The following is a 25,391-nucleotide window of genomic DNA, read 5'->3' as shown; positions in this document are numbered from 1 at the left end:
ATGAGTAAGCTAAAAGTGATCATAGCAGGTGGAGGAACAGGCGGGCATATATATCCTGCAGTAGCTATTGGGCATGCGTTGAAGCGATTGAATGAAGATACGGAGTTGTTGTTTGTAGGTGCTTTAGGGAAAATGGAAATGGAGAAAGTGCCACAAGAAGGTTTTGAAATTGTAGGGTTGGATATAGCAGGGTTTAATAGGAGTAATATGTTGAAAAATTTATTACTGCCAATCAAGATCATTAAGAGTTATATGAAAGCAAGAAGTATACTAAAATCTTTTCAGCCCGATGCGGTAGTGGGAGTAGGCGGTTATGCCAGCTTCCCTATGCTGAATGCTGCGCAAGGGAAAGGTATACCTACGCTGATACAAGAGCAAAACTCTTATGCGGGAAAGAGTAATAAAATACTATCCAAAAAAGCAGATGCAATATGTGTGGCTTATGATGGTATGGAAAGATTTTTTCCTAAAAGTAAAATTATAAAAACAGGTAATCCTGTAAGAGAAAAAATAACAGCATCTACGGTAAGTAGAGCTGAAGGAATTAAAAAGTTTGAACTAAAAGAAGATAAAAAGACAATACTTGTAGTAGGGGGTAGCTTGGGTGCAAAAGCTATTAATGAGGCAATAGACAGGGGGGTAGAAGGTTTGTTAAGTGATGATGTGCAAATAATATGGCAAACAGGTAAGTTTTATTATGAGCAGGCAAAACAAAGAGTTACAAATAGTAGTGAAAGAGTAAAGGTTTTTGAGTTTATAAAAGACATGGACCTTGCTTACGCAGCTGCAGATGTGGTTGTGTCGCGAGCAGGGGCATTGGCTATATCAGAGTTGTGTATAGTAGCAAAGCCTGTTGTGTTTGTGCCTTTCCCTTTTGCTGCAGAAGATCATCAAACTAGTAATGCAATGTCTTTGGTTGAAAAAGGTGCTGCACTAATGGTGAAAAATGATAAGGCAGAAGAGGAGCTAGTTGAAAGAGTAAAACAGCTTCTTGAAGATACAGAACTGCAAGAAAAAATGATAAAGAATTTAAACGCACTGGCAGTAAAGGATGCCGATGTGCGTATTGCTAACAAAGTGATTGAAATAACCAAGTAAGAATGAATGTTCACGAGTTGAAACGAGTTTATTTTATTGGTATCGGAGGAATCGGTATGAGTGCACTTGCACGCTTCTTCAACCATCATGGTGCGAAGGTGAGTGGTTATGATCGTACGTCAACTGACTTGACTAAGACTTTGGAGGCAGAGGGGATTGATATACACTATGTAGACGATATACAACAGATAGATAAGAATGCTGATCTAGTAGTATATACACCAGCTGTACCTACTTCTCATGACGAGATGAGTTGGTATAGGGATAACGGTTTTACTGTATTGAAACGTAGTGATGTGCTGCAGCTAATAACGGATAGTATGTATGCTGTAACGGTAGCAGGTACACATGGTAAAACTACCACGTCTACTATGGTAGCTTATTTGCTGACGGAAGCTGGTAGCGGTTGCAATGCTTTCTTGGGAGGAGTGTCTGTTAATTATGGTAAAAACTACTGGAGTAGTGATACACAAACAGCGGTAATTGAAGCAGATGAGTATGACAGAAGTTTTTTAAAACTGCATCCAGATGTTGCTATTCTTACTTCTATAGATGCAGACCATTTGGATATATATGGTACGGTCGAAGAAATGGAAAATGCATTCATTGCTTATACGCAGAATATAAAAGAGGGTGGTACGCTATTAGTGAAGCATGGCTTGAAAAGAAGCAGTGATATGAAAGCATCTAATGTGATGACCTATAGTTTGCAAAATGATGCTGCAGATGTGTACGCTACTAATATAATGCAGAAGGATGGAGGTTATTATTTTGATGTTAGCATCAAAGGAGAAAAGATAGAAGGCCTGCATTTAAATATTGGAGGCATGCACAATGTGGAGAATATGGTAGCTGCTATAGCGGTAGCTGATATGCTTGATGTGCCTCATGAAAAGATAAAAGCGATACTGTCAGGGTTTAAGGGCGTAAAGCGCAGATTTGAATATGTAGTGAAGACAGATGATGTTGTTTATATAGATGACTACGCGCATCACCCAGAGGAGTTGAGTTCTTTAATAAAAAGTGCAAAAGGCTTGTTCCCTAATAGGAAATGTGTTGTGGCTTTTCAACCACATTTATATAGTAGAACCAGAGATCTGGCAGAAGGGTTTGCGCAAAGTTTAGATCTGGCAGATGAGGTGATATTGTTAGATATATACCCAGCAAGAGAAGAACCCATAGAAGGAGTGACAAGTGAATTGATAAAAGGGAAAATGGGTAACCCTAATTGTACCATTTTACAAATGGATGGATTGGTCAAATATGCGGAAGCAGCTCCCGTGGAGTTGTTGATAACTGCAGGTGCAGGTGATATAGATAAACTAGTGAAGCCTATTAAAAAGGTGTTAGAAAAGAAGTGACGCAAAAACGCAAAATATCAGCAAGGAAAGTCTTGCAAGCCATAGCAACATTGTTGTTGTTGTGTGGATGTGCTACAGCGGTATTGAGCACAACTAGACTACAAGGCAATAGGGTGATAGCTGGTATTGATGTGACAGTAGTTAACAATGATTGTCGTTTTATAGATAAGAGAACTATAAAGGAAGAGTTGTTAGCTGATGAGCTAAAGATTAGAGCAACGAAATTGAAAGAATTGAATATACATAGAGTAGAGAATTTGCTAGTCAACAACCCATGGGTGGCAAGTGCTGAAGTGTATGTAGATAATGCAAGAGATATAAAGGTGGAAGTGGTGCAAAGAGTGCCAGTAGTAAGATTGTTCAATGTAGAAGGACAAAGCTACTATTTGGATAGTACAGCACATGAGATACCATTGTCTGATAATTATGTTCATTATGCTACAACAGTAATAAATGTACCTGTTTTTGATAACGATACTCAGGCGTTAATGATGAATAAAGATATAGTGAGGTTGAGTCAGTACATCGAACAGGATACTTTTTGGAAAGCGCAAGTGTCGCATGTGACGATAAATAAGGAGCATGAATTTGAGTTGACTCCTGTTTTAGGCAAGCATAAGATAAAGCTTGGGCAGGTGGAAAGACTAGAGGAGAAGTTCGATAATCTATTATCGTTTTATAAAAAGGTGTTGAATAAGGTAGGCTGGGATAAGTATGAAGTGCTTGATGTGAGGTATAAAGGACAGTTGGTAGGTTCTCCATCGGTAAGGTGGAATATCCCCGAAGATAAGGTGCGTAATAGCATTAACTGGATAAGCAGTATTACAGGAGAAGCACCAAGACCAATAGTGAGTGCGCCGTCTGTAGTAAGTGCGACCACGCCGAAAGCTGCTGACGTTACTGCGTCCAAGGAAGTTGCTGTGGAAGATGTAAAAGTAGAGAGTGTGAATGAAGTGGCAGCGGAAGGTGAAAAGAATAAAAGCGTAAATAAAACCTCGACCACTACAAAAGTGGAGGAAGAGAAAGTTAAAAAAGAAAAAAAAGAGCCAAAGTATATATACCAAGGCAATTAGTAATACTATATAAAAGAATAGTCATGAGCAAAAAACAACCGGTAATCGTTGGCTTAGACATAGGAACCACTAAAGTGGTAGCTATCGCTGGTAGAAAAAATGAATATGGCAAACTGGAGGTGCTTGGCTTTGGTAGAGCTGAGTCTGCTGGAGTTAGTCATGGTGTTGTTATGAATATCGAACAGTGCATTAAGTCGATACAGCAGGCTATAGAAAAATGTCTGGAGTCTAATCCGAATCTAGACATAAAAGAAGTATATGTTGGTATTGCCGGACAACATATAAAGAGTTTGCAAACTCGTGGCGATCGCGTTCGTACAAATACTGACGATGAGATCAACAAAGCGGATATTGATCTGTTGGTGCGCGACCAATACAAAACATATATACCTGCAGGAGATCAGATAATTGATATTATTCCTCAGGAATTTATGGTAGATAGCACGCCTAATGTTATTGATCCTGTAGGTATGAGTGGTGTGAAAATAGGAGCAAATTTTCACATCATAACAGGAGATAGAAATGCAATAAGAAATATAAAGCGGTGTGTAGATAAGTCAGAGTTGATTACTCGCGACCTAGTGTTGCAACCATTGGCTTCTGCAGCTGCAGTAATGAACGACGAAGATTTAGAGGCAGGTGTAGCTATTGTTGATATTGGTGGTGGTACTACGGATATGGCAGTGTTCTACGATGGTATTTTAAAACACACCGCAGTTATACCTTATGCTGGTGTGAATATTACTAATGATATCCGAAATGGCTTGGGTGTATTACGTGCACAAGCAGAGCAAATGAAAGTTCAGTTTGGTACTGCATTGGCAGACGAGGCTAATAAGAGTGCTTATATAACTATACCGGGTTTAAGAGGTTTGCCTCCTAAAGAGATATCTGTAAAAAACCTGGCACATATAATACAAGCGCGTACTCAAGAGATATTAGATTATGTAGTGTATCACTTGAAACAAATCAATCTGGACAATAAACTACATGGTGGTATTATATTAACAGGTGGTGGTGCTCAGTTAAAACATATCATACAGCTTACAGAGTATGTAACTGGTATGGGCGCGCGTATTGGTATGCCAAGTGAGCATTTGGCAGGTGGTCATGCAGAGTCATTGATCAATCCAATGTATTCTACTTGTATTGGTTTGATACTTCGTGGTTATCACGATTTCGAAAATGGGAAACTGCGTTTTGTAGGTGATGGTGGTAATTATGTAGCCTTGTCTGAAGAAGAAACGAAGCATGAAGAATTAGAAATAAATGAAGAAGAGATTGTGTCTGACGAGAAGAATACGAAACGTTCAGAAAATTTGAAAAAGCTATTTGACGGATTGAAAGGCAAGTTTATGAGCCTGTTTGAAGAAGTAGAGGACGAGGAAATATAATAAAAGATAAAACCCATTAATTAATAATAAAGAAGGACTATTAAGATTTACTAACCCCAGAAATTTAAGTCGTATGATACATTTTGAAATTCCCAAAAACCAATCTTCTATCATTAAGGTGATAGGTGTTGGTGGTGGCGGTAGTAATGCCGTAAACTACATGCACAGCCTAGGTATAGAAGGTGTTGACTTCGTAGTTTGTAATACAGACTCGCAAGCGTTGGCTTTAAGCCCGATACCTAACAAAATACAATTAGGCCCACATCTTACACAAGGTTTGGGAGCTGGTGCTAATCCTGAAATAGGTAAGCAAGCAGGTGAAGAGAGTATGGAAGATATTACCAAGATACTAAAGGTGAACACGCGCATGGCGTTTATTACTGCAGGTATGGGCGGTGGTACTGGTACGGGTGGCGCTCCTGTAGTTGCTAAAATTTGTAGAGAGTTAGGTATACTAACTGTAGGTATTGTTACTACCCCATTCTCTTACGAGGGGAAGAAACGTATGTCTCAAGCGCAAGCCGGGATTGATAGATTGAGAGAGCATGTAGATACGATACTGATCATCTCTAATGATAAACTACGTCAGCAATTTGGTAACCTGCCATTCACACAGGCATTTGCCAAAGCCGATGATGTGTTGGCAACAGCGGCTAAATGTATCACGGATGTAATAACTACGACAGGCCAAATAAATGTTGACTTTGCTGATGTTTGTACAGTAATGAAGAGCGGCGGTGTTGCTATATTAGGTAGTGCTACTGTAGCTGGTGAAAATCGTGCATTACATGCGGTAGAAGAGGCATTGAGTTCTCCATTGTTAAATGATAATGATATCAGAGGTGCAAAATGGATACTCTTAAATATCACTTCAGCAGCAGGTGATCATGAGCATACAATGGATGAAGCCGAAGCAATACAAGCTTTTGTACAGAAGCAAGCAGGCGAAGGTTGTGATGTAATACTAGGTATGGGACATGATCCTAACCTTGATGATAACATCGCAGTTACTGTTATTGCTACAGGTTTTAATCATAAAGAGATAAGTGGAGATGTGGAATTTCCTATGGAGAAGGAAGATAAGATAGTAATGACACTTGACGGAACTCCTCAAGAAGCAGTAGATAGTAAGCCAGAGGCGACAGAGCAGAGTGATAATGCTACGGTAACAAGTATGTCTCCAGTATTAGTAGAGGCAAAACAAGAGCGTAAACCTCTAGCTATCAATCCAACTCCTGCATTTCCTAAACGACAAGAAGAACACAATGAAGAGGAGCGCATCTCTTTAACATTAAATACTGAGTCTGATGAAGAGGTTGCTAATATCTCTTTACAGCAAAAGCAACAAGAGGAAGAGAAAGAAGAAAAAGATGTTATAGAGCCAGTTGCTGAAGAGAAAAGTAGTACGATAGAGTTATTTATAAAAAACGAAGAAGAGGAAAGACAGTCGGTAGCTAGTAATGAAAGTTACAGTGCAAGAAGAGAACTTACTGAGGCTGAACTAGAAGAAAAAAGAAACTTCGAGGCGCAAAAGAAAGCCTTGGAAGAAAGAGCGGAGCGCTTAAGACGAATGAGCTTTAATATTGATTCAGTAGAATCAAGTGATGATATAGAGGCAGTACCTGCATACGTAAGACGTAATGTAGAAATAGATAATACTGTGGCATCTTCAGAAACCTTTTTAAGTGGGTATAGTGTAAAGGCCGATGATGAGAACGGAAAGGATAAAGGTGATATCGGTACTATTAATACTTTCTTAGATGGTAAGCGACCTGATTAGACGTTTTTTATGCTTCATATTTATAGTTACCCCTGTTTCTACAGGGGTTTTTTGTTTTTATTAACAGAGTGGTCTTAAACCGACGAATGTATTTGTAGTCTTATATACAGAACTAAAATTATAAGATTATGAAGAAGTTAATAGCAGCGATATTACTATCAGGATTATTATTTGGTGCAAATGAAGTGTCAGCACATGGAAAGCATACTAAGCAAAGAGCGAGGACAATAAATCAAAAAGCGCGTATACACAATGGAGTTTGTACAGGGCAGCTGACAGCATACGAAGCAAGGCAGCTTAGAGGGCAGCAAAGAACTATAAAAGCTATGAAGATGGTGGCTAGAGCAGATGGTAGAGTGACTCAAAGAGAACGTATGGTGATTAACCGAGCACAAAGAAATGCTAGTAGAAATATTTACAGGATGAAGAATAATAGAAGAGTGCGATAAATGTTGTCGAGATGTATAGTGTTATGGCCTGCAGAGATGCAGGCTGTTTTTTTGTTACCTAAACGTTACTGTATAGTAAAGTATAGGTTACTTAATTGCTAAGAGTAAGTAACCATTTGGTTCTTGCCTTTTATAGAAATGGAGTTAGGTTTTTCTTTGCGGGAAATACACGTATATGAAAAAAGTTTTACTATTAGCATCTGGTTTTTTAGCTACAGTATTTGTAGCTAATGCGCAGACGCCAAGCGTTAGTTTTGGTACTAAAATGATGACTGCAACTGAAGGAGATAATGTTATTAAAATCCCTGTTATCATTAAAAATAAAAATGTAAATGAGCCGACTACGGTTTTCTTTCAACCATTAGGAGGGCGCAGTACTGCAGGGCAAGGTTTTGGTGCAGATGTACAGTTGACTACACAAAGTCTTACTTTTTTTAAAAATAGTTCTGATACTCTATATGCAGAGTTGTTGATCAATGATGACAATAGGTTGGAGATCACAGAGTATTTTATGCTGCAGATCAGCAATGTGTTAAAAGGTACAATTGGTGCTGACGATGCTGCAACAATATTTATAAAGGACAACGATTATAAAGGACCGATCGCACGAAAGAATTTAGAGCTAGAGTTGTTGAGTAGTTTTACTGTTGGTACTCCAGGTTCTTCAGCAGAGGTTATAGCATACGATACAGCAACTAATAGATTGTATGTTGTTAACTCAGAAAAAAATATTCTTCATATCCTTAACTTCAATAATCCTGCTTCTTTGTCTCAACTTACTCAGCTGGATATGTCTAGTTATGGAGGAGGTATACAATCTGTAGCGGCATATAATGGTCTGATAGCTGTTGCCGTACAAGCCAATTCAAAACAAGATAGTGGCAAGGTTGTTTTCTTTGCTGCAGACGGTAATAAGAAAAAAGAAGTGACAGTAGGTGCACTACCTGATATGGTAACGTACACGCCAAATGGAAGATACCTGTTGGTAGCTAATGAAGGTGAACCTAATAGTAAATATACCAATGACCCAGAAGGTTCAATAGCTATTATTGATCTAGATAATGGTGTTGCTAATGCAACGGTATCATTTGCTACATTTACAAAGTTCAACAGCCAAGCAGCGACATTAAAACAAGCAGGTGTTAGGATATTCGGTGCTAACAACCCAACAGTGGCTCAAGATATAGAGCCAGAATACATTGCTGTAAATGCAACTTCTGACACGGCTTGGGTTTCATTACAAGAAAATAATGCGATAGCTGTTGTATTAATAGCATCAGCTTCAGTTGAGGCGATATATCCATTAGGTACTATAGATCATAACCAACTAGGGAAAGGCTTAGATGCAAGTGATAAATCTGGAGAGCCTCTAATAGCAAACTGGCCAGTAAACGGTATGTTCATGCCAGATGGTATTGCTAGTTATACTGTTAACGGACAGAGTTATGTACTTACTGCAAACGAAGGTGATGCTAGAGAGTATGATCCATTAGAAGAAGAAGAAAAAGTTAGTAAGTTAAAGCTAGACCCTACAGTATTCCCTCATGCAAAAGTTATTCAAGAAGATGAAAACTTAGGCCGCCTAAAAGTGACTAAAACTATGGGTGATATTGATAATGATGGTGATTATGATAAGCTATACTCATTTGGTACTCGTAGCTTCTCTATTTTTAATGCTAACAATTTCAACTTGGTATATGATAGCGGTGATGATTTTGAAAATATCATTAATGCAGATCCTGAGTTGAGAAAGATATTCAATGCGAGTAACAGTAAAAATGATTTAAAAGACAGAAGTGATAATAAGGGACCAGAACCAGAAGCGGTAACGGTTGGTGTGATTAATGATTCAGCATATGCATTTGTAGTATTGGAAAGAATTGGCGGGGTTATGGCGTATGATATTACTAATCCTAATAAGCCTGTATTTGTTGACTATCTTAACACTAGAATAGTAGATAGCTTTGGTGGAGATAACGGTGCAGAGGTAGTGTTGTTTATTCATAGAGATAATAATCTTCATAAAAAACATCTATTGATCACGGCTAACGAGGTAAGTGGTACTGTTGCTGTTTTTGAAGTAAAAGCATATTTGCCACCAAGCACAGTTTCTATAAAGGATATTTATGCAGGCGAAAAGCTAACTGTTTATCCTAATCCTGCGGATAATATACTGAACTTTGGCAAGGCAATTACAGGAATCCTTTATGATAATACAGGGCGAATTGTTAAGAACTTTGTTGATACAAAGTCTTTAAATGTGCAGGATTTAACATCTGGCATGTACTTCTTGCAAGTAGAAGACTATCAAGTAGAGAAGGTAATTATTCAATAAGAGACATAGATTATATAAAAGAGCGCTATAGCAATCAAGCTGTAGTGCTCTTTTGTCATAAAAAAATCATTTATAAGGGATAAGCCCAACATAGGGGCTCAATAGGCCGTCTAAAAGGTTAAAATGGCAATAATAGTATTTGAAAATCTAAAAAAATCTATATATTGCTATTAAGAAAGCACAATAGATTGTGCCAACAAACGTTAATTAACAGTAAACGACTCGACTTATAGCAAAACTTCTACTTTAAAAAAGACTTATTGGATAAGGTTTAAACCTATACCTAGGTAGTAAAATTAGAAGTTATGCAAGCAATCCAACAATACAGCGACGCAGAGTTGATCAATGCCTTTAGAAATGGCAATCAAAGTGCTTTAGAGATCCTCATTAATAGATATAAGGACAAGATATATACAGCCATATTCATGCTGGTGAAGGATGAATTTACAGCTGATGATATATTTCAGGATGCATTTCTTAAAATGATCAAGACCATAAGAAAGGGCAAGTATGCAGAACAAGGTAAATTTCTGCCATGGGCTATGCGTGTCGCTCATAACTTATGTATGGATCATTTCCGAAAAGTAAAGCATAATGTATCTGTTGTTTTGCCTGATGGTACGGATATTACAGATATACTACCCGCGAGTACGTACGGAGCTTCTGATGCTATGGAAAGAAGAGAAGCGCATAGTAGTGTCAGGAAATTAGTAGAAAGCTTGCCGGAAGAACAGCGAGAAGTGGTTGTGCTTAGAATATATGCAGATTTAAGCTTCAAGGATATTTCTGAGCTCACAGGTGTTAGTATTAATACGGCTCTTGGTCGTATGCGTTACGGCTTGATCAATTTGCGTAAAATGATAGAAGAAAAAAACTTGGTATTGCGTTGATAGACCAAGTTTATTTATCTTGCCTTCATGGCAAAGGAATCCCTCTTTTTTCATGATGGCACCTTAGTAGAAGGTGCTGATGTACAACTGACAGATGCAACTAGCAGGCATGTGTTACAAGTGCTTCGTATGCAGGTTGGTGATGGTCTAGAATTAACCAACGGCGATGGCTTGCAAGCTTTTACAACAATAAAGGAGGCAAGTAAGAAAAAATGTATAGTGCATGTTGCTCAAGTGGTCACGCACGATCCCATAGAACCTAAGATTCATTTAGGTATTTCCTTTACCAAGAATACAAGTAGAAATGAATGGCTGTTGGAAAAAGCAACAGAGCTGGGCATTAAAAGCATAATCCCGATACAGAGTACAAGAACAGAACGGGTGAGGGTAAAAGAAGAGCGTTGGAAAGGTATTCTCTCGGCAGCTTTGATCCAGTCGCAACAGTTTTACCTGCCAGTGTTGCAAGAGATAGCTCTGTTTGAAGAAGTGATAGAGCAGTATAAACATGTGGAGCAAAAACTTATAGCACACTGCATGTCTGAGATAGAAAGAATGCCCTTGCAAGAAGCTGCAGAGGTAGGCAAAGAAACGTTAATACTTATAGGCCCGGAAGGGGACTTTACACAAGATGAAGTAGCTTTAAGCATAAAGCATGGCTTTCGATCTATATCTATGGGTAACCAAAGGTTAAGGACGGAAACTGCAGCAATAGCAGCTTGTAGCTTTTTTAATATTATAAACCATGTATAGAGTTTTAAGTACGCTCTTATTGTCTACAATAATTGCAGTTAGCGCTCCCGCTCAAACTATTAAGCTGGGGTTGCTGGTTTATAACGGTGGTGGCGACTGGTATGCTAATCCTACTGCTTTGAAAAACTTAGCACAATACTGTAATCAACAGTTACATACCAATTTTGATGCACAAGAAGCGCAAGTAAGAATAGGTGATGCAGAAATATTTAATTATCCGTTTTTGCACATGACAGGGCATGGTAGATGGGCCATGTCAGAAAGAGAAGCAGATAATTTGCGTAATTACTTAAAGTCGGGTGGTTTTCTACACATAGATGATAACTATGGTATGGATAAGTATGTGCGTCCTGCACTTAAGCAATTATTTCCTGATCTAGAGTTAGTAGAATTACCATTCTCACATCCTATATACCATCAAAAATTTCAGTTTCAGCAAGGCTTACCTAAAATACATGAGCATGATAAAAAGCCGCCTAAAGGTTATGGTTTAATATATGAAGGAAGGCTGGTGTGTTTTTATACAACGGAGACAGACTTGGGTGACGGATGGGAAGACCTAGAGGTACATAATGATACTCGAGAGCATCATGAGACGGCATTGCAAATGGGAGCTAATATAGTTCAGTACGCTTTAACTACTAGCGACTAGTGCTGTTAATTATGCCCAATACCTTTTTGGCAATATTGCCATTGTAGTAGGTTTCATAAAAGCTTTCAGGTGTACTTATATTTTGTGTAACTGCGGTATTAATAGCATCAGCGAAAGCTGCCCAATAATAGTCTTTAGTAATAGAAAGCTTATCTCCGCAAGCTTGTTGGGAAATACCTGCTGCTCCACTTTCTGTACTTATAACTGTATTGTTGTAAGCAAGGGCTTCAACAGCTTTGGTTTTTATGCCGCCGCCTTTTAAGACAGGATTGAGCATTATGTCACAAGCATGAAGAAACATATCAAGATCGTCAACAAAACCTAGGTAATGTATATTGTTATTCTTGCTGATGAGCTGCTGTAGTGCTTCGGGCAGTCCCTTACCTCCTATAAGGATCTGATAACCTTTTTCCTCTATTAAAGGAAGTACTTCGTTTATGATATAACCAACAGCTTCGCTATTAGGGGTGTAATCAAGTGCCCCTAAAAAATATAACCATGGAGAGTTGGGGTCAATGTTTAATTGCTTGCCTAATGTGGCTTTAGCCAGTAAGTTTTGCTTGGGCAAACTTTTTATGTTGGTCCCAAAGGGAATAGTATGGCATTTATCTTGGGCTATTTTAAAGTTGTCAATAGCCCATGTGGCATCTTCTTGAGTGATGAAAAAAATGCCATTTGATCTTTTCATGGCATATTGCTCATAGTGGCGAAGTAGCCACCACCATGGTTTACCTAATGCTCTGAAACGTTCAGACTCTATATTGTGACTTCTGATATACCAAGGTATGCCCATGCGCTTAGCTACATGCATGGCATTGATTGCCATGTAAGGGTGCTCACAAATAATATGTGTGATATTGTTTTCTTTAGCAAGTTTGGTTAACTGCCCAGCCTTATAATAAGGAATGTATTTCGTGGGACTGGATGCATAGATAGGATGTGTTGTAAATGAATAATTGTGTTCAGTATTACTTGTTGCTCCTGCAATATGGTCGGTGCAGAGCCCTCCAAGTGCATGATGTAGGCTAACAATAGCTGCTTGCCCCCCACTTTTTACAGGAATAATATTGTATGGAGCAATACACAGGATATTGCACTTTGATGTACTCATTTGCAAGTAAAAATACTAATTACTTATTTGTTACAGTTGTTAATTGTTAGTGGTATAATAGGGGGAGTGATTTTTACTATTTTTGTTGAGTTTAAATGCAAGGAGTAAGACTTGCACTGGAGTATATGTTAGTATCCATAGTCATTATTAATTACAATACCTTTCAGCTTACCTGCGACTGTATCGCTAGTGTGATAGCGTACACCAAAGAAGTGGACTATGAGATAATACTGGTAGATAATGCGTCAACAAAAGATGATCCTGATGACTTTCTCGTAAAATTCCCTTCCATTAACTTGGTGAAAAGTAAAGAGAACGGAGGTTTTGCTAAAGGGAATAATTTAGGAATTAGCCATGCTAAAGGAGATTTGATTTTACTCCTTAATAGCGATACCTATTTGACTGAAGACTGTATCAGTAAGGCAGCATATAAATATCAAGAAATAGCTCATTTGGGAGCCTTAAGTGTTAAGGTGGTGTATCCTGATGGTAGATATCAGAATATGGCTAGGAGGTTTAGAAGTATTAGGAATGAGCTACTGGATATTATGAGGCCATTATTGCTTTTACTGCCCTATCGTCAAAGAGCCATCTTGATGTTGAATCAATATTTTAAAGGAGATTTTAGTACAGGTTGCGATTGGGTAAGCGGAGCTTTTATGATGATGCCCAAGGATATGATCGGAAAGCTTGAAGGAGGAAGGCTAGATGAGCGTTTCTTCATGTATGGAGAAGATCATTTATGGTGTTATCAATTTACGGAGTTGGGATACACCAACTATTATTATGCTGATGCATTGGTATATCATATAGCCAATGCAAGTACAGAGCCTGCAAAGCAGCTAAAGCTACTCAAAACAATGATGAAGCACGAGCTGGAAATAATGGCTTATAGAAAAGGGAAGGGGGCATATTACATACTCTTCAAATGGATATTTTCTGCAAAAGAATACTTTAGATACTACGTAAAAGTGATGATGTGGAAGCTGCTGAAGCACAAGATGAGATAAGTCTATTCCGCGTTGATAAACACATCTAAAATAGATAGCTTTGTAAGTGTATAGTTTATTATGAAGATACTAATGGTATGCTTGGGCAATATTTGTCGTTCGCCGATAGCCGAAGGGGTAATGGGACAAAAAGCAAAAGCACATGGTTTAGATTGGGAAGTAGCCTCTGCTGGCACAGGTTCTTATCATATAGGTAGTGCTCCACATCAGCACTCGCAAGAAATATGTAAGCTACATGGGGTAGATATTGCAGGGCAAAGGGCACAACAATTCAGTAAGTCTGATCTGGTTACTTATGATAAGATATATGCAATGGATACTAGTGTGTACAGTGACTTAATGCATATAGCAAAGCACACACCTCATGCAGATAAGTTGATGCTTTTTCTTGATGAGCTAGGTGAAGCAAAAGAACAGTCTGTGCCAGACCCTTATTATGGAGGTAAAGAAGGATACACCCATGTATATGAGTTGATAGACCGTACCTGCGATAAAATAATTGATAAATACAATAAATAGAAAGATAGCTTTTATGGCTACAAAACCGTCAATACCACAAGGAACAAGAGATTTCTCACCAATTGTAGTGAGAAGGAGGCAGTATATATTAGGCACATTGAAAACAATATTTGAGCGTTATGGTTTCCAGCCTTTGGAGACACCTGCAATGGAAAATTTAACTACACTGACAGGTAAGTATGGAGAAGAGGGTGACCGTTTGATATTTAAAATATTGAATAATGGGTTGCATGAGAAGAAAGATAAGAAGAGAGAAGAGCTAGATGCAGAGTGGGCGAAAATGTTGGATAAGCCATACACAACACCTGTAGTAACAGAAAGGGCTTTGCGATATGACCTAACGATACCATTTGCTCGTTTTGTTGTAATGAACCAAAATGATTTGGCCTTTCCTTTTCGTAGATACCAGATGCAACCCGTTTGGCGTGCTGATCGTCCACAAAAGGGTAGGTACAGAGAGTTTTGGCAGTGTGATGCAGACGTTGTTGGTAGTACGTCTTTAATTAATGAAGCAGAATTGCTATGTATTTATCAAAGTGCTTTTCATCAATTACAATTACCGCAGATCAGTATAAAGATCAATAGCAGAAAGCTATTGGCAGGCCTGGCTGATATCTGTGGTATGCCCGACAAGATGATGGAGATAACCATTGCTCTTGATAAGCTAGATAAAATAGGCTGGGAAAAAGTAGCTGAGGAGTTAGCCGAAAGAGGTATTAGTGACAAGGGAATTGATACTGTTAAGGAAGTAATAGCAATTACCGGAGATAATGCCGAAAAACTCACAAAGCTAGAAGCATTTATGGCTGATAGTGACATGGGCAAGGAAGGAATACAAGAATTAAAAACCACATTGGAGTATTATAATACTATAAAAGATGAAGAGTGGGGAGGGGAAGTAGTAGTAGATATAAGCTTAGCTCGTGGGCTGAATTACTATACAGGTGTTATAGTAGAGGTTGCTTGCGATGCCGTGAAGATGGGCAGCATAGGTGGCGGTGGACGATATGATGACCTGACAGGACTGTTTGGGCTGAAAAATATGTCGGGAGTAGGTGTGTCTTTTGGTATCGATAGGATGTATGATGTGTTGGAAGAGCTCTCGTTATTCCCTGAAGAGTTAAGCTCTGGTATAGAGGTGATGTTGGTCAACTTTGGAGGAGCTAGCGAGCAGTATTCATTAAATATGCTGAAGCAAATAAGAAAGGCAGGAATCAATGCTGAACTTTATCCTGACGCAGTAAAGTTTGATAAACAAATGAAGTATGCCAATAAGCGTGGGGTGCCTTATGTGATCATAGCAGGAGAAGATGAAATAAAAGCCAATAAAATGAGCTTGAAAAACTTTGTGACGGGTGAACAAGAAGTTGTAGATATAAATAAAGCCATTGCAACTTTAAAAGGATAAGGACAAAATATATCTATATGAAAAAAGCGATTCAAGCTATGCTTGACCGCTTTTTATTATTCATTAAACCTTCTTTGTACTTATTATCTTGTTCTACCGCTTCTTAAGAAAGCAGGGCAGTGTGCTTGCCAGTATTCGTTGGCATTACCAAACGCTCTTAGGTAGATAGTAGCAGTGAATGTACCAAACCAATACCAGTCGTATTGTTTGCTGTCACCACGTTGGTATTTATAGTCAGGGTAGTTACCATCCCAAGTTTTATGTTCATCAGTACGGAATGCATAGTCAACTGCTTGACCGCCTCTGTAAGCCTTAAGAGTGTCAAAGTTTACATAAGATTTACTTACGTCATCAAGATAGTCAGTGTTTGTATAACGGAAACCTATCTCTGTGCTCAACATGAATGTTTCGCCAATGAATGCTTTGATACCACCACCAAATGGGAACGCTACATTCACTAAATTATATTCCTCACGGTCAGGGTATATTGGAATACCTTGTCCTTCTGTGCTAAGAGGTCTTAAGTAGATTTTCTCGTTTTGAGGTCCGTCAGTATATGGGTTGAATTGGAAAATGGCAACACCTCCAAATACATAAGGAGTAAACTTCATTCTATCCTTTTCGATAGGTAGTAAGTTTAATTCAAAACCTCCATGAACTTCAAATAGGTTAGTTGCAAAACGTAGGTTACGCTCTCGCTTTGCTTGAATATCCGAAAGGCTGTCAGCCGCTGTAAGGTTGGTATATGCAACACCAAAACGAACACCCACATGCGGATTCATAAAGTATTTATACATTATACCAGCTACAGGCTTCATTCCATAATCTGGAAACAGCTTATCCTGCAAATCTCCATAGTAGCTGCTTACACCTGCAGACAAACCTATCTCGTGGTGTGCCTGACCCATAGCGAAGATGGGCATCAATAGCGCTAATGATAGTATAATACGTTTCAAGACCTATTTAATTTTAATTGACAGTTGATAGCGAAAGATATAAACATTTTTCGAAAAACAAAAGATACTGTTAAAAGCAAAATTAGTACTCAACAACCTTTTAATCAGTTTTTTAGCTCAAATTCAAGCATTTTCAGCTTTATGCTAGGTAGGAAACCCATAAATCTTATTTTTGCCTCTTCTTGAACCACTTGATACAATGGACTTGATAAAAGATCTAAGAGAAAGAAATTTAGTACAGGATATAATGCCTGGTGTTGAGGAGCAACTACAAAAAGAAGTGACTGCCGGATATGTAGGATTCGACCCTACTGCAGATAGCTTACACGTGGGTAGTTTGCTACAAATAACGCTCTTGATGCGCTTGCAACGTGCTGGTCATAAGCCATTTGCGTTACTTGGCGGTGCTACAGGTATGATCGGAGATCCCTCGGGCAAATCTGCTGAACGCAATTTGCTAGATGCGGATACACTCGCTCATAACATTGCGGGTATACGAGCTCAGTTGGAGAAATTTCTAGATTTTGATGATGCTAAAGAAAATGCAGCGGTTTTAGTAAATAACTACGAGTGGTTGAAGGATTATAGTTTTCTTGAATTTATCAGAGATGTGGGTAAACATATAACAGTTGGTTATATGATGGCAAAGGATTCTGTGAAAAAACGTTTGGAAACTGGTCTTTCATTTACTGAATTCAGTTACCAATTGATACAAGCATACGACTTTTACTATCTGAATAAGCATAATAATGTAAAGCTTCAGTTTGGTGGTGCTGACCAATGGGGTAATATGACCACAGGTACAGAGCTTATCCGTCGTATGGGAGATAATGAGGCTTTTGCATTTACAAGTCCACTTATTACTAAGAGTGACGGTAGTAAATTCGGAAAAACGGAAAGTGGTAATATCTGGTTAGACCCTAAACGTACGTCTCCATATCAGTTCTACCAGTTCTGGTTGAAGCAGTCGGACGAAGAAGCCGAGAAGCTGTCTTATATATTCTCTTTCCGCCCGGTAGAGGAGTTGAAAGCGCTTATAGAACAACATAAGGAAGCACCACACCAACGTGCGTTGCAAAAAGCATTGGCGGAGGAATTAACTATAATGGTGCATAGCGAAGAAGATCTAGCATTTGCGCAGCAAGCCTCGGGTATATTATTCAGCAAAGGGAACGAGGCGGTAGAAATACTGAAGTCGTTCAATGAACAACAGCTATTGGAAGTAATGGATGGTGTGCCGCAAGCTACTGCAGCAAAAAATAGCTTGGAAGGTGAAGGACTTGATGTGGTAAGCTTTTTAGCAGATAGTGGTGTGTTTGCTTCGAAAGGTGAGGCTAAAAAGATGCTAAAGCAAGGTGGTGTAAGCATTAATAAAGAGAAGGTAGGTGATGATTTTATAGTACAAACATCACATTTGCTGAATGGTAAGTATGTGTTAGTGCAAAAAGGTAAATCGAACTATACACTAGCTATTTTCAGCTAGGCTTACTGCAGCTATTGTACTAAATTTGAAAGGCATGTATGCTCGAAGGATAAAAGCTGCCTTGATTGTATTAGTGTTAATAGCACTAACAGTTCCTGCATTTTATTGCAATACCCCAAGTAAACCTGTAGCTACTGGTGATGTACAGCATAGCTCTTCATGGAAGAATGTGTATGATACAAGTGCGCACTACGTAGGTATGGATAAATGTAAGGTTTGCCATGCTGAAGTATACGAGACATTTATGCAAACAGGTATGGGACAATCTTTTGACCGTGCTACAAGGCAGAAATCTGCTGCCGACTTCTCTCCTGCACATGCTTTGGTTTACGATAAGGAATTAGACTTTTATTACAAACCCTATTGGGATGAGGATAGTCTATATATCATGGAATATCGCCTTGAGGGTAAAGACACCATTCATAAAAGGGTACAACAAATACATTATATAGTAGGTTCAGGCCAGCACACAAATTCTCATATCTATAAAGAAAACGGATACTTGTACCAAGCGCCCATAACTTTCTATACCCAAAAGGGGAAATGGGATCTGGCGCCGGGTTTTGAAGATGGAGGTAGTAGTCGTTTTTCAAGAACGATACAGCTGGAGTGTATGAGCTGTCATAATGGATTGCCTGACTTTGTAACCAAGAGTGAGAATAAATATATAAACATCAAGCATGGCATAGATTGCGAACGTTGTCACGGACCGGGTAGTATACATATTGCACAAAAGATGGCCGGTAAAATAGTAGATACTTCAAAGGGGCCAGATTATACTATTGTAAACCCAAGAAGGTTATCAACGGAATTGCAAAACAATATATGCCAGCGATGTCATCTTCAAGGTATTGCAGTGCTTAATGATGGTAAAAGCTTTTTCGATTTTCGACCAGGGATGCATCTGTCAGAAGTGATGAATGTATTCATGCCGCAATATGAGGGCGCGCAAGATAAAATGATCATGGCGTCGCATGTAGAACGCATGAAGAAAAGTAACTGTTATATCAGTTCAGGGAAGATGAGTTGTATCACTTGTCATGACCCCCATGTGAGTGTAAAGTTTACACCGCAGTCACAATATATCAACGCTTGTAACAAATGCCATAGTAGTAAAGAAGATGTCTTATGCTCTGAAGCTCTTGATGTGCGCAACGCAAAAAATGGTAATGATTGTATCAAATGTCATATGCCTAAAAATGGTAGTATAGATATACCGCATGTTGCTGTTACAGATCATCAGATAAGGAAGCAACCACTAACAAAAGAAGAAGCTTCTGAAATAACAGCATTCTTAGGGCTGCAATGTTTTAACAATGATGACGTAGATGGTGTAACACAAGCAAGAGCATTTTTAGAGTTTTATGAACGCTATAACCCTAATAAGGGGTTGATAGACTCTGCCATAAGTTATCTGGATCAAGCAAAGGAGCTGGAAGCTCAAAAACAAAACAAAGATTACATAAGAGCTTATTATTTGTTGAATGATTTTAATAAGGTAATTGACTATGCTAAAAATAGTGACATCGCTAGAATCTCCGATGCATGGACTTGTTATAGAGTAGGAGAGTCTTATTACAAAACACAGCAAAAGCAACAAGCAGTACAATGGTATAAAAAGGCCGTAAGTATCTGGCCTTATGCCCTCGATTTTCAGAATAAATATGGCATAAGCTTGTTGGCTACACAAAATATTACAGAGGCAAAAAAGGTATTTGAATTTATTCTACAAGAGAATAAAAAATATGCACCAGCAAATACAAGCCTTGGTTATATCTACATGCAAGAGGGGAATATGGTCATGGCATATGATTACCTGAAAAAAGCAATAGCGATTGACCCTGATGATGAACAAACGCTTATTAATCTTGCAGTGGTATATCATTTTAAAGGTGAAGATGGCAATGCAAAAAAGAACCTGAAACAACTACTTAAAATAAACCCTGATAATACAAAAGCAAAAGCTATGCTGCTAGATTTGAAGTAGCATAAACTATTTGTTTATTCCCTCATTCTGTTTGATATTGCGACAAATTTTCAACAACTATTATATACCTATTATGAAAAAGACCCTTTTAGCACTACTACTTGTAGTAACAGCGCTTTCTAGCTTTGCGCAATATGGAAGAAGAGGAGGCAGCGAATGCCCCAAAGTATATCTTGGACTAAGTACCGGACTGAATAATACCAATGGCTTATTAGGCATCAACTTGGATGTGCCAATTTCTCCATCATTTTCCTTAGGAGCTGGGGGAGGTTTGAGTACTTGGGGCTGGAAAGCATTTTTTGAAGGACGATATTATTTTGGACAAGAATGTAATAGGGGCTGGGCAATAGGAACAGGCCTGACCTACAATACCGGTTTGAGTGGTTCTCTAGAAGTAGATCAAGATCCCGAAGGGCTTGGTATACCACCTGCACGTGTAACTATTGAGCCCGTGCCAGCTGCATTTCTTTCCATGTATCGTTTTTTCAATATAGGGCAGAGAGGCAATCGTTTTTACTTGCAATTGGGCTGGTCTCAGCGTTTTAACGATAAACCATATAGCTCAAGTCCTTTCCAACCATTGACTTCTGATGGCGAAACTGTGATGCGTATCCTTAGTCCTGGTGGCGTTATTTTTGGTGTAGGGTTTTCCTTTGGAATTGTTAGATAGTATACTATATATAGAATAAAAAAGGCGTCTAATATTTTAGACGCCTTTTTACATTTTTCAAGCTTTATTGAAATGCTTATAGTGCAGCTGCATAGCGTGCGGCTACTGCATCCCAGTTGATAACATTCCATATAGCGCCAAGATAATCAGGGCGTTTGTTTTGATACTTTAGGTAGTATGCGTGCTCCCACACGTCAACACCAAGTATTGGCGTGCCCTTTACCTCTGCGATGTCCATTAAAGGATTGTCTTGGTTAGGAGTAGAACAAACCTCTAGCTTGCCATCTTTAACAATTACCCATGCCCAGCCACTACCAAAACGTGTAGCACCAGCAGCATTTACTTTTTCTTTCATAGCATCTACTGATCCAAATGCGTCATTAATAGCTGCTAGTAGATCTCCTGATGGAGCACCACCGTTAGGTCCTAGTATTTCCCAAAATAGAGTGTGGTTGTAATGCCCGCCACCATTGTTGCGAACACCCGCACTATAGTTAGATATATTAGCCATTAGATCTTCAAGAGAAAGGTTTTCAGCATCGGTGCCTTCTATTGCTTTATTCAAATTAGTAACGTAAGCATTATGATGTCTGTCGTGATGGATTTCCATTGTTTGTGCATCGATATGAGGCTCTAGAGCGTTAAAATCATATCCTAATGCAGGAAGTGAATGTGCCATAATTATATAGTTTTTCGTTGTTTTTAAGTTAGTGCGAATTTACACTTTACCTAAGGCAATACGAAATGAGAACTCTTATATATGGATAAGTAAAAGTTAATATTGCAACTTTTGCACCCTATGTATACAGTACAAAAAAGAGACAACCTTATTGAGGTTGCCTCTTAGACGGGTGTATTGATATTTTTTTGTGCTTACTCTTTTATAAGTTTCGTGTTGGAAAAGCTATTGCCTGTATTGATATGAATGATATAGCTACCAATTGGGAGATCGCCAATATCAAAAGATAAATGCTGATGACCTGCAGCCATACTTTTTCCCTTATTTAATACTTTTAGTAGCCGACCATCTATAGTATAGAGCATAATGTCCACTTTATTAGGGCTGGGTAATCTGTAAGATAGAGTGACAGCATTGGTTGTAGGGTTAGGGTACAACATTGTTTTGATCGTTTGGTGATCCCTTATATTATTAGGAAAGTCGGTAGTATAACGAGCCAGTAAAAAATCAGCATTGTTACTGCCCGCTACAACAATTTTATTGTCTTGTTGCATGATCATCGACTCAATAGCTGAATAACTTTTATCTGCTTTTGTTTTCAGTACACCATTAGTGCCAAAAGTGCTGTTTACACTTCCGTCGCTATTATATCGAGCAATTGCAAATTGAAACAGGCCATTATCATTAATAACCCCACCTGCAAGTATTTTCCCATCAGGCTGCAACAGTACACTTGTTGCATAATTTTGCATAGTGCTATGTCCTATAGTTACAGCACCATTATTCCCAAAGTTGATGTCTGGTTGCCCATTAGCATTAAATCGAGCAACAAGAAAATTGGGAACTGCTGCTGTCGTGCTTCCTGCGGCTACTATTTTTCCATCGGGTTGTATCATTACATCATTAAAGATGCTATTTCCTGAAGTTGAATAGTTAGTTGTCACTATGCCATTTATACCAAATAAGGAGTCTGTATCGCCATTACTCTCTAGGCGAACAAGTGTGGCGTTAGGACCTGATACTCCTACAGCTATAATTTTCCCATTAGGTTGTAGCACTATTTTTCTTAAAAAATCCAAGGCCCCTAACCCTTGACCAGCCGCAATATCTATTATTGAGATGCCTCCATTACCAAAGGTTGCATCTAAACTTCCGTTTGAATTATATCTGGCTAAAATATAGGCATAGCCATCTGGAGGAGTATTTTGATAATGCCCTCCAACTATAATTTTCCCATCAGGTTGTAGTAGAATACTATTGGCTATTGCAGTACTATTTGGATTGTTAGTAAGCACCATTCCTCCATTGCCAAAATTGCCGTCTAAACTTCCATCGGTATTATACCGAGCAATTGCCATTCCTTCAGCATTGCCTGCTACAATTATTTTGCCATTGTCTTGTATCGCAATTGCATTTGCCAGGCTTGAGCCATTACCAGGAAAGGCGGTTGCTACAATCCCGTTATTCCCAAAGCTTTTGTCTATAGAACCGTCTACATTATATCGTATCGTACAAAACTCATTTTTGTTATTCTTTGTGGAATAACCTGTAGCTACAATTTTTCCATCGACCTGTAGCGCAATTGCTTTAGATGCATCGTTTAATTTATTTATATCTGTTGTTACTATCCCATCTCCATCAAAACTGGGGTCTAGTGCTATGGTTTGCGACCATGATGTGGTAATACCCAGCATTAAAAATCCCGATAGTAGAATGCGTAATTTCATAGTTATTAGTCTTTTATGCTTTTAAATCGTTTTGTTATGCCTATTTGATATGACGATTCGTATAACAGTTATGTTAGCACCGAAGGATATTTTTAAATCATGTATATGTGAAAAGAGGCTGAGGGGCTAAGAACAGATTGAAAAAATATTTTGTAAAAAGCGCTAAATGTGGGACTTTCGCGCCTGTTTTTTGGGAGTGGTATACTTTGAAGGTGTCCTCAGAGAGGTATACTGTTCTCCGCATATAGAGTTTTATTGTTTTAAGGGATATGGGGTTAAGGTTGAATTCAATATTCAAGGTGACGGTGTTGTACCTGATATTTGGTGTGCTGTGGATATTTTGCAGTGATAGATTGGTGGCTGCAATAGTATCAGATAATATAATTGCGCTTTCTAAATTTCAAACGTATAAAGGCTTATTTTTTATTGCACTCACTGCAGTGTTGCTCAATTTATTGATAAGATGGTATCATAAAGAATTGACAACTAAGGTGGCTATGCTTGAATTGAGTAAGGCCGCTTTGTCCAAATCGGAGGAGAACTACCGTTTGTTATTTGACTCAAATCCAACACCCATTCTTATTTACTTACCCGATACGGAACGTATTATAGAAGTAAATAAAGCGGCACTCGAATATTACCAATATACTGTGAGCGAGTTTTCTGAAATGTCAATACTGAAGATAGAAGATGATGAAGAGATAGATACTGAAGCTTTAGAAGAGAAGTTGAATATTTCTAAGAGAGAGGATATGTTGCATACAGAAGGTATACATAGACATAGGAGGAAGGACGGACGTCAAATGTTTGTGTATATGCATAGCGGTACCATTACATATAGGGGGCTTAAAGCACAAATTGTGATGATCAATGACATTACACACCAGCTGCAATATATTGACAAGGTGGAGGAGCAAAATAAAAAGCTTAATAAAATAGCATGGCTACAATCTCATGTAGTAAGAGCTCCACTTGCTAGTCTTATGGGACTGGTTAACCTGCTGAAAAATGATCTATGTAATAAAGATGAGATGCAGAAAGTACATGAGGAAATTATGGCATCTGCAAATGAATTGGATAGAATCATAAAAAACATATCAGCAAGTAGTACTATTCAAGGTGCAGAATAAATTGAGCTGAACAACACTTTATTATGTGTTGTTCAGCTCAGGTAGATATAGGTTAAGCTTTTACGCAGGTATCGGTTGGTTCCACACACCTGTAGCAGCAGTTTCCTTTACATAAGTGCTGAAGTCTTTAGGTTTTCTTCCAAGCACCTTTTCTATGTCATTGCTTCTTTCAGATATGCTAGTATCACTTAGTAGTTCTTCAAATAGATAGCCAATTAGCCATATAAAGTCTTTAGGTACACCCTGCTCCTTTAGCATACCTGTATATGCAGTTAGTGTAATTGGTGTGAAAGATATGGTTCGTCCTGTAGCAGCGTTTATCTCATCTACTACTTCTTTGAAGGTTAAAAGTCTTTCCCCTGTTAGTTGATATATCTTGCCGTTATGCTCATCATTCAATAATGCAGCAACAGCTACATCTGCAATGTCATCAGTATCCACATACGGTACTTTAGCTTCAGGTTTAGGAAGGGCAACGTGTCCTGCAAGAATTGGGTCTAGAAAAAAACTTTCGCTAAAGTTTTGGTTGAACCAACTGGCACGTACTATAGTGTAGTTTATACCAGAGTTGATGACAACTTGTTCGCATAGTTCCGCTTCACGTTCTCCTTTTCCTGAAAGAAGCACGAGCTTTTGCAGCCCGCTTTTCTTAGCCAATATGGTTAAAGCTTCTATTTTTTCTAATGCACCGGGAACGGCAAGGTCGGGTTGGAAGGTAATATAAGCTTTGTCCATACCTTCTAGAGCCGCAGGCCATGTGTTAGCATCTTCCCAGTCAAAAGCAGGACTCCCGTTTCTTGATCCTACTCTTACAATTTGGTTTTGTTCTGTCAGACGTGCAACAATTTTTCTTCCTGTTTTTCCATTGCCACCAATTACTAAGATCTTTTCTGTCATTAGTTTACTTTTTTAGATTTTATTGAAAGGTT

General features: G+C 38.6%; 22 protein-coding genes. 17 read left to right on the top strand and 5 right to left on the bottom strand.

The annotated features are described in order from the left end of the window. From murG to R2800_14655, 10 genes are all read left to right on the top strand, one after another. Complete coding sequence (gene murG, locus R2800_14700; protein MEZ5018306.1) at positions 1-1,098, top strand: undecaprenyldiphospho-muramoylpentapeptide beta-N-acetylglucosaminyltransferase; 1,098 nt, start codon at positions 1-3, stop codon at positions 1,096-1,098. A gap of 2 nt (positions 1,099-1,100) precedes the next feature. Then, positions 1,101-2,459, top strand: coding sequence for a UDP-N-acetylmuramate--L-alanine ligase (gene murC / locus R2800_14695; protein MEZ5018305.1), 1,359 nt, complete (start codon positions 1,101-1,103; stop codon positions 2,457-2,459). Between the two features lie 32 nt (positions 2,460-2,491). Then, on the top strand, positions 2,492-3,532 hold the full coding sequence (locus tag R2800_14690) for a hypothetical protein (GenBank protein MEZ5018304.1): 1,041 nt from the start codon (positions 2,492-2,494) through the stop codon (positions 3,530-3,532). Between the two features lie 23 nt (positions 3,533-3,555). Then, the gene (gene ftsA, locus R2800_14685) at positions 3,556-4,926 is read left to right on the top strand and encodes a cell division protein FtsA (protein ID MEZ5018303.1); all 1,371 of its coding nucleotides are present in this window, start codon (positions 3,556-3,558) and stop codon (positions 4,924-4,926) included. Positions 4,927-4,999: 73 nt separating this feature from the next. Next, a complete protein-coding gene (ftsZ, locus tag R2800_14680) occupies positions 5,000-6,706 on the top strand; it encodes a cell division protein FtsZ (GenBank protein ID MEZ5018302.1) in 1,707 nt (568 codons plus the stop codon). Between the two features lie 128 nt (positions 6,707-6,834). Further along, positions 6,835-7,155: a hypothetical protein gene (locus tag R2800_14675; protein MEZ5018301.1), complete on the top strand. Its 321-nt coding sequence runs from the start codon at positions 6,835-6,837 to the stop codon at positions 7,153-7,155. A gap of 175 nt (positions 7,156-7,330) precedes the next feature. Continuing rightward, positions 7,331-9,490: a choice-of-anchor I family protein gene (locus R2800_14670; GenBank protein ID MEZ5018300.1), complete on the top strand. Its 2,160-nt coding sequence runs from the start codon at positions 7,331-7,333 to the stop codon at positions 9,488-9,490. A 305-nt stretch (positions 9,491-9,795) separates the two neighbouring features. Continuing rightward, positions 9,796-10,380 carry a sigma-70 family RNA polymerase sigma factor gene (locus R2800_14665; GenBank protein MEZ5018299.1) on the top strand — a complete coding sequence of 195 codons (585 nt, stop codon included), beginning with the start codon at positions 9,796-9,798 and terminating at the stop codon, positions 10,378-10,380. A gap of 27 nt (positions 10,381-10,407) precedes the next feature. After that, a complete protein-coding gene (locus tag R2800_14660) occupies positions 10,408-11,130 on the top strand; it encodes an RsmE family RNA methyltransferase (GenBank protein ID MEZ5018298.1) in 723 nt (240 codons plus the stop codon). Next, entirely contained in the window at positions 11,123-11,782 is a 660-nt protein-coding gene (locus tag R2800_14655) for a DUF4159 domain-containing protein (protein MEZ5018297.1), read from the top strand. Before R2800_14660 ends, R2800_14655 begins: the two co-directional genes overlap by 8 nt. On the opposite strand, the gene R2800_14650 is transcribed toward R2800_14655, so the two are convergent. Further along, positions 11,772-12,893, bottom strand: coding sequence for a glycosyltransferase family 4 protein (locus R2800_14650; GenBank protein MEZ5018296.1), 1,122 nt, complete (start codon positions 12,891-12,893; stop codon positions 11,772-11,774). The genes R2800_14655 and R2800_14650 overlap by 11 nt on opposite strands. 95 nt (positions 12,894-12,988) lie before the next feature. On the opposite strand from R2800_14650, the gene R2800_14645 reads away from it, so the two are divergent. Genes R2800_14645 through hisS form a run of 3 tightly spaced genes read left to right on the top strand, consistent with a single transcriptional unit; the run spans position 12,989 to position 15,830 of the window. Next, complete coding sequence (locus tag R2800_14645; GenBank protein ID MEZ5018295.1) at positions 12,989-13,903, top strand: glycosyltransferase family 2 protein; 915 nt, start codon at positions 12,989-12,991, stop codon at positions 13,901-13,903. A gap of 60 nt (positions 13,904-13,963) precedes the next feature. After that, positions 13,964-14,422, top strand: coding sequence for a low molecular weight protein-tyrosine-phosphatase (locus R2800_14640; GenBank protein ID MEZ5018294.1), 459 nt, complete (start codon positions 13,964-13,966; stop codon positions 14,420-14,422). 13 nt (positions 14,423-14,435) lie between these two features. Then, positions 14,436-15,830, top strand: coding sequence for a histidine--tRNA ligase (gene hisS, locus R2800_14635; protein ID MEZ5018293.1), 1,395 nt, complete (start codon positions 14,436-14,438; stop codon positions 15,828-15,830). A gap of 83 nt (positions 15,831-15,913) precedes the next feature. Here the strand turns inward: hisS and R2800_14630 are convergent, their stop codons facing one another. Next, positions 15,914-16,786, bottom strand: coding sequence for a DUF6089 family protein (locus tag R2800_14630; protein ID MEZ5018292.1), 873 nt, complete (start codon positions 16,784-16,786; stop codon positions 15,914-15,916). 199 nt (positions 16,787-16,985) lie between these two features. Between R2800_14630 and tyrS the strand changes: the two genes are divergently transcribed. From tyrS to R2800_14615, 3 genes are all read left to right on the top strand, one after another. After that, complete coding sequence (gene tyrS / locus R2800_14625; GenBank protein MEZ5018291.1) at positions 16,986-18,269, top strand: tyrosine--tRNA ligase; 1,284 nt, start codon at positions 16,986-16,988, stop codon at positions 18,267-18,269. Positions 18,270-18,303: 34 nt separating this feature from the next. After that, positions 18,304-20,256 carry a tetratricopeptide repeat protein gene (locus R2800_14620; GenBank protein MEZ5018290.1) on the top strand — a complete coding sequence of 651 codons (1,953 nt, stop codon included), beginning with the start codon at positions 18,304-18,306 and terminating at the stop codon, positions 20,254-20,256. Positions 20,257-20,329: 73 nt separating this feature from the next. Next, a complete protein-coding gene (locus R2800_14615; protein ID MEZ5018289.1) occupies positions 20,330-20,926 on the top strand; it encodes a hypothetical protein in 597 nt (198 codons plus the stop codon). A 76-nt stretch (positions 20,927-21,002) separates the two neighbouring features. Here the strand turns inward: R2800_14615 and R2800_14610 are convergent, their stop codons facing one another. After that, positions 21,003-21,605: a superoxide dismutase gene (locus tag R2800_14610; protein MEZ5018288.1), complete on the bottom strand. Its 603-nt coding sequence runs from the start codon at positions 21,603-21,605 to the stop codon at positions 21,003-21,005. 194 nt (positions 21,606-21,799) lie between these two features. Beyond that, positions 21,800-23,332 (bottom strand): T9SS type A sorting domain-containing protein, encoded by a 1,533-nt coding sequence (locus tag R2800_14605; GenBank protein ID MEZ5018287.1) that lies wholly within the window; start codon positions 23,330-23,332, stop codon positions 21,800-21,802. A 281-nt stretch (positions 23,333-23,613) separates the two neighbouring features. Here R2800_14605 and R2800_14600 point away from each other — a divergent pair, with 281 nt between their 5' ends. Next, a complete protein-coding gene (locus tag R2800_14600; GenBank protein MEZ5018286.1) occupies positions 23,614-24,462 on the top strand; it encodes a PAS domain S-box protein in 849 nt (282 codons plus the stop codon). A 60-nt stretch (positions 24,463-24,522) separates the two neighbouring features. On the opposite strand, the gene R2800_14595 is transcribed toward R2800_14600, so the two are convergent. After that, on the bottom strand, positions 24,523-25,359 hold the full coding sequence (locus tag R2800_14595; protein ID MEZ5018285.1) for an NmrA family NAD(P)-binding protein: 837 nt from the start codon (positions 25,357-25,359) through the stop codon (positions 24,523-24,525). Between the last annotated feature and the right edge of the window lie 32 nt (positions 25,360-25,391).

This window comes from Flavipsychrobacter sp., assembly GCA_041392855.1.
Lineage (GTDB): Bacteria > Bacteroidota > Bacteroidia > Chitinophagales > Chitinophagaceae > UBA5543.
The sequence above is the reverse complement of the archived record's forward strand: the minus strand, read 5'-3'. Positions and strand labels throughout refer to the sequence as shown.